The organism is Haloferax sulfurifontis ATCC BAA-897 (assembly GCF_000337835.1).
In the GTDB taxonomy this organism is placed as follows: domain Archaea; phylum Halobacteriota; class Halobacteria; order Halobacteriales; family Haloferacaceae; genus Haloferax; species Haloferax denitrificans.
The window spans coordinates 104,968-117,868 of sequence record NZ_AOLM01000012.1; the positions used below are offsets into that span (position 1 = coordinate 104,968).

General features: G+C 66.5%; 14 protein-coding genes. 7 read left to right on the plus strand and 7 right to left on the minus strand.

Annotated features, from left to right (window positions below):
* Positions 1-39: 39 nt before the first annotated feature.
* On the minus strand, positions 40-849 hold the full coding sequence (locus tag C441_RS07555; protein WP_007274582.1) for a basic amino acid ABC transporter substrate-binding protein: 810 nt from the start codon (positions 847-849) through the stop codon (positions 40-42).
* Between the two features lie 265 nt (positions 850-1,114).
* On the minus strand, positions 1,115-1,906 hold the full coding sequence (locus C441_RS07560; protein WP_004969790.1) for a COX15/CtaA family protein: 792 nt from the start codon (positions 1,904-1,906) through the stop codon (positions 1,115-1,117).
* 234 nt (positions 1,907-2,140) lie between these two features.
* Here C441_RS07560 and C441_RS07565 point away from each other — a divergent pair, with 234 nt between their 5' ends.
* Both C441_RS07565 and C441_RS07570 read left to right on the plus strand, forming a co-directional pair.
* Positions 2,141-3,247 (plus strand): M24 family metallopeptidase, encoded by a 1,107-nt coding sequence (locus C441_RS07565; protein WP_007274583.1) that lies wholly within the window; start codon positions 2,141-2,143, stop codon positions 3,245-3,247.
* 131 nt (positions 3,248-3,378) lie between these two features.
* Positions 3,379-5,634 (plus strand): NADP-dependent malic enzyme, encoded by a 2,256-nt coding sequence (locus tag C441_RS07570; protein ID WP_007274584.1) that lies wholly within the window; start codon positions 3,379-3,381, stop codon positions 5,632-5,634.
* Positions 5,635-5,802: 168 nt separating this feature from the next.
* On the opposite strand, the gene C441_RS07575 is transcribed toward C441_RS07570, so the two are convergent.
* Together C441_RS07575 and C441_RS07580 are read right to left on the minus strand one after the other, a co-directional pair.
* Positions 5,803-6,528, minus strand: a complete 726-nt coding sequence (locus C441_RS07575; protein WP_007274585.1) for a hypothetical protein — start codon at positions 6,526-6,528, stop codon at positions 5,803-5,805.
* Positions 6,529-6,703: 175 nt separating this feature from the next.
* Positions 6,704-7,342 carry a hypothetical protein gene (locus C441_RS07580; protein WP_004969798.1) on the minus strand — a complete coding sequence of 213 codons (639 nt, stop codon included), beginning with the start codon at positions 7,340-7,342 and terminating at the stop codon, positions 6,704-6,706.
* A 115-nt stretch (positions 7,343-7,457) separates the two neighbouring features.
* Here C441_RS07580 and C441_RS07585 point away from each other — a divergent pair, with 115 nt between their 5' ends.
* A complete protein-coding gene (locus tag C441_RS07585) occupies positions 7,458-8,393 on the plus strand; it encodes a DMT family transporter (RefSeq protein ID WP_007274586.1) in 936 nt (311 codons plus the stop codon).
* 19 nt (positions 8,394-8,412) lie between these two features.
* Here the strand turns inward: C441_RS07585 and C441_RS07590 are convergent, their stop codons facing one another.
* The gene (locus C441_RS07590) at positions 8,413-8,721 is read right to left on the minus strand and encodes a hypothetical protein (protein WP_007274587.1); all 309 of its coding nucleotides are present in this window, start codon (positions 8,719-8,721) and stop codon (positions 8,413-8,415) included.
* Between the two features lie 346 nt (positions 8,722-9,067).
* On the opposite strand from C441_RS07590, the gene C441_RS07595 reads away from it, so the two are divergent.
* From C441_RS07595 to C441_RS07610, 4 genes are all read left to right on the plus strand, one after another.
* Positions 9,068-9,334, plus strand: coding sequence for a hypothetical protein (locus C441_RS07595; RefSeq protein WP_004969806.1), 267 nt, complete (start codon positions 9,068-9,070; stop codon positions 9,332-9,334).
* A gap of 255 nt (positions 9,335-9,589) precedes the next feature.
* Positions 9,590-10,573, plus strand: a complete 984-nt coding sequence (locus C441_RS07600) for an aldo/keto reductase (RefSeq protein ID WP_007274588.1) — start codon at positions 9,590-9,592, stop codon at positions 10,571-10,573.
* A 62-nt stretch (positions 10,574-10,635) separates the two neighbouring features.
* Complete coding sequence (locus tag C441_RS07605) at positions 10,636-11,196, plus strand: DUF1684 domain-containing protein (protein ID WP_007274589.1); 561 nt, start codon at positions 10,636-10,638, stop codon at positions 11,194-11,196.
* A 50-nt stretch (positions 11,197-11,246) separates the two neighbouring features.
* Entirely contained in the window at positions 11,247-11,435 is a 189-nt protein-coding gene (locus tag C441_RS07610) for a hypothetical protein (protein ID WP_007274590.1), read from the plus strand.
* 177 nt (positions 11,436-11,612) lie between these two features.
* Here C441_RS07610 and C441_RS07615 read toward each other — a convergent pair whose 3' ends face one another.
* Together C441_RS07615 and C441_RS07620 are read right to left on the minus strand one after the other, a co-directional pair.
* Positions 11,613-12,083, minus strand: coding sequence for a type IV pilin (locus C441_RS07615; protein WP_007274591.1), 471 nt, complete (start codon positions 12,081-12,083; stop codon positions 11,613-11,615).
* On the minus strand, positions 12,084-12,512 hold the full coding sequence (locus C441_RS07620; RefSeq protein WP_007274592.1) for a type IV pilin: 429 nt from the start codon (positions 12,510-12,512) through the stop codon (positions 12,084-12,086). It lies immediately after the preceding gene.
* Positions 12,513-12,901: the final 389 nt, after the last annotated feature.

A 12,901-nucleotide genomic window follows, 5' to 3' on the forward strand; every position in this document is an offset into this window, starting at 1 on the left:
TCTCACAGTGGTGGGATAAAAAACGCGTCCTGGTTCGGCTTATCCGGAGAAGTACTCCGAGTAAATCTCGTCGTACGTGCCGTTGTCGCGGATGGTCTGGAGCGCGCCGTTGACCTCCTCGCGCAGGTCGTCGTCGTCCTGCCGGAAGCCGATGCCGTACTCCTCGACGGTGAGGGTGAGGTACGGCGGGGCGTTCTCCTTGCCCTGTTCCTCGGCGGCACCGGGACCTTCGAGGAACCGGACGTTGTCGCTCTGGTCGACGAAGGCGGCGTTGACGGTGTTGTCGTTGACGACCGCGCTGACCTGGTTGTTCCGGAGCGCGTCGAACGCGCCGGTCACCTGGTCGTAGCTCTGAATCGTCAGGTCGCCGTCGAACTCCTCTTTGAGGCTGGTCGCGGCGCTCTCGCCGGTCGTCCCCTTCTGGACGCCCACCGTGACACCCTGGAGGTCCTCCTTCGAGGAGATATCACTGCTGTTGAGGACGATGACCGTCTGGTAGGCGGTGAAGTACGGGTCCGAGAAGTCGATCTGCTCCGCGCGGTCCTCGGTGATGGTCATCGCGGACATGATGACGCGGAAGTTCCCGTTGTTGAGCGAGGGGATGATGCTGTCGAAGCTCGTCTTCTGGAACTCGTGTTCGTAGCCGAGTTCGCCGAAGACCGCCTCGGCGATGTCGACGTCGAAGCCGACGAGTTCGCCCTCGGTCGTCTCGTACTCGAACGGCCGGTACGGGATGTCCGAGCCGATGGTAATCGTCTCGCTACTACTGCCGCCGCCGCCGAGACAGCCGGCCAGCGTGAACGCGGCCGCGGCCCCGGCGGAGCCCTTCAGAAAGGTGCGACGTTCCATAACAGCCATCAGGTAGCACAGCCCCGTATAACACTTCTTCGGTCCGTTCGTCAATTCGTTCCGATATTGACGAAAAATATCCGGGAATTGTGTGGATGGGTGGGATATATCTCTAACCGTGAAACGGATTCGCCATATCGTCGTTTTATCGGAGTAGTATGCAACTCGAATCGCGAAAGTTGTTGATATTGCCGATAGTTATCCCATTTCTTGTATTTTAGTTGTTAAACGGAGTTCCTCCCCAACCCGAGGTCACGCTCCGCCGTCAGTCGGCGTCGTTCGTCGCGCCGGCCTGCGGTATCGGGAGGCCGCCGCGGACGAGGACCGCCGCGCCGACGACGAGGACGAGCGCGAGGACCGTCCCGCCGAGGTGGGCGAGTTCGAGCGCCGGCCCGTACACCTGCCGGCCGGCGATGAGGAGCGCGACGACCACGACGCTCGCGGGCGCGGTGACGAATCTGAGCCGGTCGTAGGCGTCCGCCCGCGGGCCGTGAGCGGCGTTCGCCCAGAGGGTGACCGCGACGAGCGCGGCGTAGGTCGTGAGGCCGACGACGTAGTAGACGGCCTGCGTCGTCGGGCCGAAGGAGACGAACGCGTGGGGCGCGAGGACGAGCATGACGGGCGCGCCGACGAGCGCCAGTCTGACCGCGTCGGCGATGCGGGGGATGCCGCGGTCGGCGAGCCCCCACGCGGCGGCGGCGACGACGGCGGTGAAGATGGAGGTCGCGACCACGTAGTGGGCGGTGAGGATGACCCACTCGTACTCGGTGACGGTGAGCGCCCCGAGGACGATTTGGAACGGGAGGATGACCGTGGCGACGACGAGCGCGTAGCGGACGCCTTTTGCGACGCCCTCGCGCCACGCCTGCACGGTCGTCCCGAGGATGAGGAAGCCGGTGAGCATGGCGACGAGGCGGTGGAACCATTCGAGGAAACTGCCCCAGTTGGCCGGGAACAGCCCGAGGAAGCCGTCGCAGAACGGCCAGCGGCCGGCGCAGGTGAGCCCAGCGCCCGCGGCGGCGGTGTACACGCCGAGGACCATCAGGACGCCGGTCATCGCGGCGGCCCCCGCGAGGAGGCGGCGAAGCCGAGGTGTCATACGCGTGGGTCAGAACCGCGCGAACTTATATCTCGTCGGTATGGTCCTCGAAGGCGTTACCGTGCGACCGCCTCGCACGATAGGTCCGACCGCTCGGCTCGTGTCGGACCAGTTCGCCTCGGTCGCGTTGGACCGGTCCGCCCGGGTCGTTCGAGCCGTCCCATTCAAGTCGATTCGGTTGGACGCGCGAACATGGACGAGCGACTCGACTCCCGAGCGGACCGACTCGACGCATATCTCGCGGACCGCGACCTCGAAGCGGTCTGGTTCGCCCGCCCGAACTCCTTCGCGTGGCTCCTCGGCGGCGACAACGTCGTCGACCGCGACTCGCCTTTGGGCGTCGCCGCCGCCGGCTACGACGGCGACGAGTTCCACGTCGTGACGGACAACATCGAAGCGACCCGCCTGCTCCACGAAGAAGTCCCTCACGAGGACGTTCGCGTCCACCGCTTCCAGTGGTACGAGGGCTCGCTGGCGTCCGGCGTCGAGGCGGTCTCGCCGACTCCCGCCGCCGCCGACTTCGACGTGCCCGGCTTCGCGGACGTCGACGCCGCGGCCGTCCGCCAGCCGCTTTCGGACGCCGACATCGAGGCCTACCGCGAACTCGGCCGCGACGCGGCGAGCGCGGTCGAGCGGGTCTGCCGCGAACTCGCGCCGGGCGACACCGAACACGAGGTCGCCTCCGGCCTGAAGGTCACGCTCAGCGCGATGGGCATCGAAGCGCCGGTGGTACTCGTCGGCGGCGGGCGGCGCGCCCAGAAGTACCGCCACTACACGCCCAAGCAGGAGGAACTCGGCGATTACGCCCTCGTCTCGGTGACGGCCCAGCGCGGCGGCCTCTACGCGAGTTGCACGCGGACCGTCGCGTTCGACGCGCCCGAGTGGCTCGAAACCCGCCACGAGGGCGCGATGCGGGTCGAGACCGAGGCGCTGGCGGCGACCCGGAAGGCGGCCGCAGAGGGCGGCACCGCCGGCGACGTGTTCGACGCCATCCGCGACGCCTACGACGCGGTCGGCGAGTCCGAGGAGTGGCTGAACCACCATCAGGGCGGCGCGGCCGGGTTCGCCGGCCGGGAGTGGTTCGCCGCGCCCGACGCCGACGACGAGGTCCGCGCGCCGATGGGCTACGCCTACAACCCGACCATTCAGGGCGCAAAGAGCGAGGACACCGCGCTCGTCACCGACGAGGGCGTCGAGCCGCTGACCGCGACCGGCCGCTGGCCGACCCGGACCGTGACCGACGCCGACGAGACGGTCGAACTCGAACGGCCGGAAATTCTTCACATCGAAACGGAGTAATTTTTCGAGCGGAGCGGCGTCGGTTCGCCGTTCCGACCTCGCCGCCGTCCGCCGAAGGTTCGACCATTGTCGAAGTCAAAATTCGACGTTGTTGAATAGCTTTTTGCCCCCTGCGCGAGGAGGTGTGGTTCATGGGACTGGACGACGACTCACGGGAATATCACAGACAGGATCCGCCCGGAAAAATCGAAATCGCGACGACGAAGCCGACGAACACCCAACGCGACCTGAGTCTGGCGTACTCGCCGGGCGTGGCCGCGCCGTGTCTCGACATCGCGGAGGACGAAGACGCCGCCTACGAGTACACCGCGAAGGGTAACCTCGTCGGCGTCGTCTCCAACGGCTCGGCGGTGCTCGGGCTGGGGAACATCGGCGCGCAGGCGTCGAAGCCGGTGATGGAGGGCAAGGGCGTGCTGTTCAAGCGCTTCGCCGACATCGACGTGTTCGACGTCGAACTCGACATCACGAACGTGGACGACTTCGTGGCGGCGACGAAGGCGATGGAGCCGACGTTCGGCGGCATCAACTTGGAGGACATCAAGGCCCCCGAGTGCTTCGAAATCGAACGACAGCTCCGCGAACAGATGGACATCCCCGTGTTCCACGACGACCAGCACGGCACGGCCATCATCTCCGGCGCGGCGCTTCTGAACGCCGCCGACGTCACCGATAAAGACCTCGACGACCTCGATATCGTCTTCTCCGGGGCGGGCGCGTCCGCGCTCGCGACGGCGCGGTTCTACGTCTCTCTCGGCGCAAAAAAGGAGAACATCACGATGTGCGACTCCTCGGGCATCATCACCGAGTCGCGCGTCGAGGCGGGCGACGTCAACAAGTACAAAGCCGAGTTCGCACAGCCGGTCGACGAGGGGTCGCTGTCGGACGCGATGGAGGGCGCGGACGTGTTCGCCGGCCTCTCGGTCGGCGGCATCGTCAGTCAGGAGATGGTGCGGTCGATGGCCGACGACCCAATCATCTTCGCCATGGCGAACCCCGACCCCGAAATCACCTACGAGGACGCGAAAGCGGCCCGCGAGGACACGGTCATCATGGCCACGGGGCGCTCGGACTACCCGAACCAGGTGAACAACGTCCTCGGCTTTCCGTTCATCTTCCGCGGCGCGCTCGACGTGCGCGCGACCGAAATCAACGAGGCGATGAAGCGCGCGGCCGCCGAGGCGCTCGCCGAACTCGCCCGGCAGGACGTGCCCGACGCGGTCGTCAAGGCCTACGGCGACCACCCGCTTCAGTTCGGCCCCGACTACGTCATCCCCAAGCCGCTGGACCCCCGCGTGCTGTTCGAGGTCGCCCCCGCGGTCGCGCAGGCGGCGATGACCTCCGGCGCGGCCCGCGAGCGCCTCGACATGAACGCCTACCGCGAGCGCCTCGAAGCCCGCCTCGGAAAGTCCCGCGAGATGATGCGTGTCGTCCTCAACAAGGCGAAGTCGAACCCCAAGCGGGTCGCCCTCGCGGAGGGCGAAGACGAGAAGATGATTCGCGCCGCCTACCAGATGCAGGAGGAGGGCATCGCCGAGCCCATCCTCGTCGGGAAGACGACGACGATACTGCGGAAGGCCGAGGAGTTGGGCCTCGACTTCGACCCGACCATCGCCAACCCCCGCGACGGCGAGTGGGACCACTACGTCGACCGCCTCTACGAACTTCGACAGCGCAAGGGCGTCACGAAGTCCGAGGCCGAGGAACTCGTCCGCCGCGACTCGAACTACTTCGCCAGCGTGATGGTCGAAGTCGGCGACGCCGACGCGATGCTGACGGGGCTGACCCACCACTACCCGTCGGCGCTCCGCCCGCCGCTCCAGATTATCGGCACCGCCGCCGACGCCAACTACGCGGCCGGCGTCTACATGATGACGTTCAAGAACCGCGTCGTCTTCTGCGCCGACACCACGGTCAACCTCGACCCCGACGAGGAGATTCTCGCGGAGATTACGAAGCACACCGCGGACCTCGCCCGCCAGTTCAACGTCGAACCCCGCGCGGCGTTGCTCTCGTACTCCAACTTCGGGAGCGTCACGAACGAGGGGACGCGCAAGCCCCGCGACGCCGCGGCGCTCCTGCAGGACGACCCCGACGTGGACTTCCCGGTCGACGGCGAGATGCAGGCCGACACCGCCCTCGTCGAGGACATCCTCGAAGGCACCTACGACTTCGCTGAACTCGACGAGCCGGCGAACCTGCTCGTGTTCCCGAACCTCGAAGCGGGCAACATCGGCTACAAGCTCCTCCAGCGCCTCGGCGGCGCGGAGGCCATCGGCCCGATGCTCGTCGGCATGGACAAACCGGTTCACGTCCTCCAGCGCGGCGACGAGGTCAAAGACATCGTGAATCTGGCGGCGACGGCGGTCGTGGACGCACAGGAAGAGTAACGGACCCGAGCGAAGCGAGGGCTTTTTGGTCCAGCTTTTTCCGGAGAGGGTGAGCGGAGCGAACCCGAACCGGAAAAAAGGTGGTCGTGCGACCTGGCGGCGACGGCGGTCGTGGACGCGCAGGAAGAAGAGTAACTCACAGTCCGTCTCGGTTTTTCTTCGAGTCCTCTACCCGAACTCGACCCACGCGACGGCGACGCCCAGTCCGACCGCCGGCGGGGCCGCGTAGAGCGCGAACGTCGTCGAATCCGGCGGCGAGAAGCACGCGGCGAAGGCGACGAGACAGAGGAGCGACAGCCCTCTCGTCCGCCCGGCGAGGCGCCGCGAGAGCGCGCCGGCGCGGCGTAATCCGAGCAGGAGCGGGGCGACGGCCGCGCCGCCGCCGACCGCGACCGGGAAGAACAGTTCGAGTTCGAGCGCCGACTGGCGGGAGTCGGCCGCGACGCGGCCCCATTCGACCAGCAGGTCGGCGAGGGCCGGCGCGAACTGCCGCGCGGCGACCGTTCCGACGAGGAAGCCCGCGGCGGCGAGCGCGAGCCACCCCGAGGCGGCGCGGAGGTCGACCGCGGGGTCGCGGCCGGCGAGGGCGACGAGCGAGACGCCGGCGGCGAGAGTGCCGGCGAGCACGCCCAGTTCGAGACGGACGAGGAAGGTCGGGTCGCCGACTCCGACGACAGCTGTCGAAACACCGGAGGTCGGAGAGACGCCGGCAGTCGGCGAAACACCGGCAGTCGGCGCGAGGAGTCCGGGGTCGCGGACGGCGGCGAAGACGAAGACGGCCGTCAAGAGGGCGGTGACGACGAGTCGGCGCGTATGGCGGCGCGCGGTCGCACCGAGCGGCGAGAGTCCGCGTCGCCGCGGGTCGAACGCGTCGGCGGTCTCCGTGGGGTCCATACGTCCGGCGTCGCCGCTCCGCGTTGTCAACTTTTTGACGGTGGAGTGACCGGCCGGAGACGGGACGGCCGCCCGATGGTTGCGGCCCGGGAACGACGCCTCGGTGGGACTGCTCGCGCTCGGCGGCCCGCGCGATGGGCGGGGCAAACGGGTACGGGTCTCAGACGCCTCGCGCTCAGTCGCTCGCGCGCCCTTCGAACCGCGAGGGCGGGAGGTAGCTCACGTCCGTGCCGGAGTCGGCTTCGAACTCCGGGGGGTCGGGGAGCACACAGCGGTCGGCGCGCCGGTTGACGTGTTCGTACTCGCTCGGCGCGTTCGCCAGCGGGTGCGCGGGGTTCTCGCGGCTGTCGATTCGCGCGGCGCGAAGCTCTCCGAACCCGGCGATTCGGGCCTGAATCCCCCGCCAGTGGTGTTCGCTTCCGGCGGGAACGACGATTCGCTTCGGCGACTTCCAGTCGGGGTGGTCGCCGGCGAGAACGGCGTTGTTGACGTTCGCGGCGAGGTCGTCGTGGTCGACGAGGACGCCAACGCGAGCGCCCGGCGGCGCGCGATGGGCGAGCACGTCCAGTCCGAGATGCAGTGCGCGATACTCCGAGACGTTGTTGTCCGGCGGGACGTCAGGGAGTGCGATACGGGCGACTCGCTCGCCGTCGCGGGTCTCTATCACTGCACCGAGTCCACCCCCGTTCGGGCGGTACGACCCGTCCGTCGCGACGTAGAAGTGCCGTTGGTGCGTGCGCGGCGGGTGTGCGATGTGAGGCGTCGGCGACTCGTCGAACAAGTCCCGAAGTGTGGGACGGCCGGTCACGGCCATACGAACGTTTCGGAGATGGGACGTAATAAACGTACCCCGTATTCGGGGGGCGGGTCGGGAACCTGCGCCCGGGCCGTAGCGAAACGTTCACGCCCCCACCGGGCGCACCATCGCTGTGACACGGTACCGAAACGTCGGTCTGTTCGTCGTCCTCGCCGCCGTCTGGGGGTCCGCGTTTATGGCCATCAAAGCCGGGCTGGAGTTCTTCCCGCCGGTGCTGTTCGCGGCGCTCCGGTACGACGTGGCGGGGGTCGTAATGCTCGCCTACGCGCTGTACGCCACCGACTCGCCGCTCCCGCGCGGCAGGGCCGAGTGGACCGAAGTCGCCATCGGCGCGGTGTTCCTCATCGCCGCGTACCACGCGCTTCTGTTTATCGGTGAGACCGACCCCGCCGTGACGAGCGCCGCCGCGGCCGTCATCGTGAGCCTCAGCCCGGTGCTCACCACCGGATTCGCGCGACTCCTGCTCCCGAGCGAGCGACTGACCGCGCTCGGCGTGGTCGGTCTCCTCCTCGGCCTCGTCGGCGTCGCGGTCCTCTCGGAGCTCGACCCGGGCAACCTCCTCGCCGGCGGCACGGTCGCGAAACTCCTCATCTTCGGTGCGGCCGCCGCGTTCGCCCTCGGCTCCGTCCTGACCCGTCGGGTCGACTCCGAGATGCCCATCGAGACGATGGAGGCGTGGTCGATGCTCCTCGGCGCGGGGCTGATGCACGTCGCGTCCGTCGGGCTCGGCGAGCGCGTCGGCTCGGTCGTTCTCAACGCCCAGTCCGTCGCCGCGCTCGCGTATCTCTCACTCGCGGCGAGCGCACTCGGCTTCCTCATCTACTTCGACCTGCTCGCGCGGGTCGGTCCCATCGAAATCAACCTCGTCTCGTACGTCGCACCCGTCTTCGCGGCGCTCGCCGGCTGGGCGTTCCTGAGCGAGGTCCCCACCTCGTCCACGGTCGGCGGGTTCGCGCTCATCTTCCTCGGGTTCGTCCTCCTGAAGCGCGGGGCGATTCGGCGCGAACTCCGCTATCGGTTCGGCGACGGAACCGGCGCGACCGACTGACGCACGCGGCCATACGCGGCTACGCGTCTGTCGTGTCCGCCGCGTCCGTCGCGTCCGCCCGCTCGACCGACTCCACTTCTCCGACCATCGTCCAGCCGTCCTCGCCGGGGCGCTGTCGACCGACGACGACGGCGTCGTTGTTCTCCGTCGTCGCGAACCGATAGACCGCGTCGTCGCCGTTGAGTCGGCCTTCGGCCTGAAAATCGGTCTGGAAGAACTCCGCGCTGTCCAGCGTGAACGTGCCGTCTATCTCCTCGCCGACGGCGAGGCGCATGGCGTTCGGGTGGATGTTGTACATGCGCTTTGCGACGCGATTGAGGTCGGGCATACCCCGACAGTTGCGCTCGCGGGCTAAATCCCTGCGGGAGCGGCGCCGACCGAATCACTCGCCAGACCGCAGACGACGTGTCGAGTTACCGACTGTATCGAGCGCCACGTTCGCATCGGAGAAAACCCGCGGAAATTCAGGGTTCGACGACCGTTCAAGAACGCGTGACTATCCCGTGAATAAAAGAGTTAGATGCGATTATGAAGTATTATACGGGCTCTCGTCTAGCGATAAAACTTCACATTTACCTGATAGTCGCAGGTAAACGAGTATGAAACGAGTCGAATTCTCGCACCTAATTATGACCCCTCCGCTCCATGTCGTAGTCGTAGGTGCCCCCCAACCAATGTCGAACTCCCCATCTACGGTCCCCCGTGAACGCCTCTCCCAACTCCGCGAGCTCCTAACGGAAGAACAGTCGCTTCGCTTCGGCTTCGAACTCGTCGCCGCACCGCTTCGGTTCGTCGGCTTCTGGGCCGCAGTCGCCCTCCCGTTCCTGTATCTTCCCCTGCTGTTCGGCGGCCTCGAAGCGAGCGAGTTCACCGTCTTCGGCGCGCTTCTCGCGCTCAACGCGCTCGCGCTCGTAGTCGGCCACAACTACGCTCGGTCGTAGACGACGCGGTCGTGCAGTCGCGCGCCCACGGCTCACACCGGCGCGACCTGCGTTTTCCTCCACTCCCGCGCCCGACGTCCTCTCGTTCTCCCGTCTTTCTTCCCCCTCAACTTCCGGCGCGCCCCCATCGCGTCCACCGCGACTTTCGCCCGTCTCTCGGGACTCTGTGCGCCCGCTCGGCCACTGCCGCACGTTCCTCATTTTCGACCGTCGGGAATCGAGTCGCTTTAGCGCGGTCCGGCCTTCGGGGGCGATATGTCGCTCGCGATGGTTCCACTCGGACGGACGGGAACGACGGTCTCCGAACTCGCGTTCGGGACGTGGCGGTTCGGTCGACAGAACGACGACGGCGAGGTCGAGGTCGGCCGCGACCGCGCCCACGAACTGCTCGACGCGTACGCCGCCGCCGGCGGGAACTTCATCGACACCGCCGACATGTACGGCGACGGCGAGAGCGAGCGGTACATCGGCGAATGGATCGGAGAGCGCGACCGCGAGGAGTTCGTCGTCGCGTCGAAAATCTTCTGGCCCACGCGCGAGGACGCCAACGGCCGCGGGCTCAACCGGAAACACCTCCGCCGCCAGATGGACCGCATCCTCGACCGCCTCGGCACCGACTACGTCGACCTGCTGTACATCCATCGGTGGGACGACGAGACGCCGGTCGAGGAGTTCATGCGGACGCTCGACGGCTTCGTCCGCGACGGCAAGGTGAACTACCTCGGCACCTCGACGCTCGAACCCAACGCCTGGAAGGTCGTCAAGGCGAACGAACTCGCCGACAAGCGCGGTTACGAGCCGTTCAAAGTCGCCCAGCCGCGGTACAACGCCGTCAACCGCGAAATCGAGGGCAACTACCTCGACATGTGCGCCGACTACGACATCGGCGTCGTCCCGTGGTCGCCGCTTGCCGGCGGCTTTCTCACGGGCAAGTACGCCCGCGACGAGCGCCCGCCCGCGGACTCCCGCGCGGCGAACGACCAGCGGTTCGCCGACTCGTATCTCACGCCGTCGAACTTCGACGCGCTCGAACGGGTCGAGGAGGTCGCCGAGGCGGTCGGCGCGTCGCCCGCGCAGGTCAGCCTCGCGTGGCTCATGCATCACCCGCAGGTCACCGCGCCGATTGTCGGCGCGCGCACGGTCGACCAACTCGGCGAGAACGTCGCGGCCGCGGACATCGACCTCACGCCCGACCAGTTCGAACGAATCTCGGTCGCCAAGCGTCACGTGTCCGCGTAACGCGTTCGTCGCCGCGGCCCCGAACCGTCAGGTGTAGGTGTCGCCGGCGGGTATCGGCGCGTATGACCGACGACGCGTTCGACGCCGACGCCTACGTCTCCGAACTCCGGGCGAAACGCGAGGAGAAAGACGACTTCTTCGGGTCGCACCCGCAGTCGCCGATTCCGCCGGAGAAGCGGGACGACTTCGACGGCCTCGACTACTTCGACCCCGACCCCGACTACCGCGTGACCGCGTCGGTCGAGACGCACGCCGACCCCGAGCCGGTGACGATGGACACCTCGACGGACGGCGAGGTCCGGTATCTCCGCGTCGCCACGTTCCACTTCGAACTCCGCGACACCGACCTCTCCCTCGGCGCGTACCGCCAGGAACACGACGACTCGCCGACGCTTTTCGTCCCCTTCCGCGACAAGACGACGGGCCAGCAGACCTACAACGGCGGTCGGTACATGGAACTCACGCCCGACGCGCCCCTCGACGAGTTAGACGAGGTCGTCGTCGACTTCAACCTCGCGTACAACCCGTTTTGCGCGTTCACCGAGGCCTTCGAATGCCCGCTTCCGCCGGAGGAGAACTGGCTCGACGTGGTCGTCCCCGCCGGCGAACGGGACTACGAGTAACCCCGAGCAAAAGCGCAAGTTCCATATCGGACGCTTCCGGAGAGACCGACATGGGACTGCTCAGTTCGAAGAAAGCCGTCATCGGGATGGCGCTGATGATCGTCGGGACGCTCGCGATGCTGCCGGGAACGCTACCGAACTCCGCACAGGTGATGTCCTACGCGGTCGTTGTCGGTGCCGGTGCGCTCACCCTCGGAACGTGGCTGGTCGGCACGTCCGAGGACGGCCGCCCGGTCTGAGACCGGCGCATCCCCCGTTGTAACGGCGAAGAACCGTCTGTTCTCGGCGACGGCGTAGTTCGTCTGTCTGAGCGCGCGTCAGCGACGCGGCCGGACACGCTCCGCGGAAGCGAAGTACCCGCGGCTCGCGGAGTCGGTCGGTCAGAAGAAAACGATACCGCGAAGGCTGTGTTGTGTTTAGGCGTCGGGACCGGACCAGCTCTGGAGGGTGGCGGAGTTACTGCCACTCTCGGAGGTCCAGATGACTCGAACAGTCGCGGTCGAGAGGTCGTCGGTGGTCTGCTCGACGACCGTCACTTGGCTCCCGGCGGTGATATCCGTATCCGAGGATATCCATTCCCAAGTCGCGGTCGTGCCGCTCGACCCTGGGAGTTCCGTACCTGAGGTGTTGTCAAGTGCGACCGTAGACGTGATGTTGACCTGCCCGGCGTCGATGGAAGACCCGCTCTCGTGGGTGACCGTGAGGGCGGTGCCGTTGTAGTCGAACCCGAAGCTCGCCTGCGGGGCGGTGTCGCCGACCTGGTCACCGAGACCGAGGACGAACGTCCCGATAACGGCCGCGAGAATCACCGTGATGGCGACCATGAGGATGACGCCGATGACCGGCGATACCGCGTCGTCCTCGGCGAGGAGTTGTTTGAAATTCATCTATCCGTTGTAGGTCCACTGCTGGAGCGTGGAGGACGTGCTTCCGCTCTGCGAGTTCCAGACGACGCGAACCGTGTCGCCGTCAGCGAATCCGCCGGAGTTGTTTACAACGGCGGACCCACCTGCGGAGATCGGGTCGGAGCCACCGTAACTGGTCCAGTTATTACCGTCATTGGAGAAGTTGCCGGTTACAGTGACCTGGTTCGCGGCAATCTGCTCGCCGCTCTCGTGGGTGATAGTCAGGTTGTCGGTGCCGTCGTAATCGAAGCTAAAGCTCGCCTGCGGGGCGGTCTCGCTGACTTGGTCGCCGAGTCCGAGGACGAACGTCCCGATGACGGCCGCGAGGATGACTGTGATCGCCACCATCAGGATAACCCCGATGACGGGACTGACTGCACGGTCTTCCGTGAAGAGATGTTTGAGTTGCATGCGTTATGTCCGACACCCGGACGGTATCAGCTCGCCGAAGACACCGGTGGCGCGTCGCTGTCGCGCGACCAGCATCCCTGCCCGGCACCCGTCGCGGTGTGTCCACCCGACCGGTATCTCCGGGATAACTTAAATCTACGTGCCAGATTAATGTGTTATTTCACCCCGTGATTTAGGCATTAATATAGTGTTTATATTGTGTTTAAGTCCCTAACTACCCTCTGCGAGAGACGATTTTTGAAGAATATTTGATGTGTCTCGGCGCTCCTCCCGATTCCGACGGGCTCATGCGACGGTTTCGAACGTGTCGTGAGACGGATAGTACGGACTTCCGGAGAGGACAAAAGAACAGAGCGGAAGAGAGACGAGACCGCGACTGCGGGGAGTTA